The organism is Apilactobacillus micheneri (genome assembly GCF_006493595.1).
In the GTDB taxonomy this organism is placed as follows: Bacteria; Bacillota; Bacilli; order Lactobacillales; family Lactobacillaceae; genus Apilactobacillus; species Apilactobacillus micheneri.
In genome coordinates, this window is sequence record NZ_QUBI01000019.1 from 1 (window position 1) to 606 (window position 606).

2 tRNA genes and 1 rRNA gene are annotated in these 606 nt (G+C 41.3%); all 3 read right to left on the reverse strand.

Annotation, left to right across the window (positions count from 1 at the left end):
• A 23S ribosomal RNA gene (locus DY123_RS07555) occupies positions 1 to 143 on the reverse strand; the annotation flags it as partial.
• A gap of 170 nt (positions 144 to 313) precedes the next feature.
• Positions 314 to 386, reverse strand: a tRNA-Ala gene (locus DY123_RS07560).
• A gap of 34 nt (positions 387 to 420) precedes the next feature.
• Positions 421 to 495 (reverse strand) — tRNA-Ile (locus DY123_RS07565).
• Positions 496 to 606: the final 111 nt, after the last annotated feature.

Sequence of the window (606 nt, forward strand, 5' to 3'; positions counted from 1 at the left end):
CGATTAAGGTTATCGAGTTTCCTCATTCGGAAATCTCCGGATCAAAGCTTACGTACAGCTCCCCGAAGCATATCGGTGTTAGTCCCGTCCTTCATCAGCTCCTAGTGCCAAGGCATCCACCATGCGCCCTTCATAACTTAACCTAATTCATCACTACGTGATGTTTGGTTAATTGAGTATTATACGAATAAAACTATTTAAAAAACTCAAAATAACGCGGTGTTCTCGGTTAAAATTGTATTTAATACAAATTTAATTTAGAAATTAATAATATCTAGTTTTCAAAGAACCAAGTTTGACACTTACATGTCAATGGAGAATAGCGGAATCGAACCGCTGACCTCCTGCTTGCAAGGCAGGTGCTCTCCCAGCTGAGCTAATTCCCCATATATAAAGTTTCGTGGCAATCCACTAGTCCAATGGGCCTAAATGGACTCGAACCATCGACCTCACGCTTATCAGGCGTGCGCTCTCAACCAACTGAGCTATAGGCCCAAAAAGCATAAGCTTTATGTTTGAGAGTAGACCTCTCAAAACTGAATAAGATTGATCAATCTAATGTAAGTTTCCGTAATATCCTTAGAAAGGAGGTGATCCAGCCGCAGG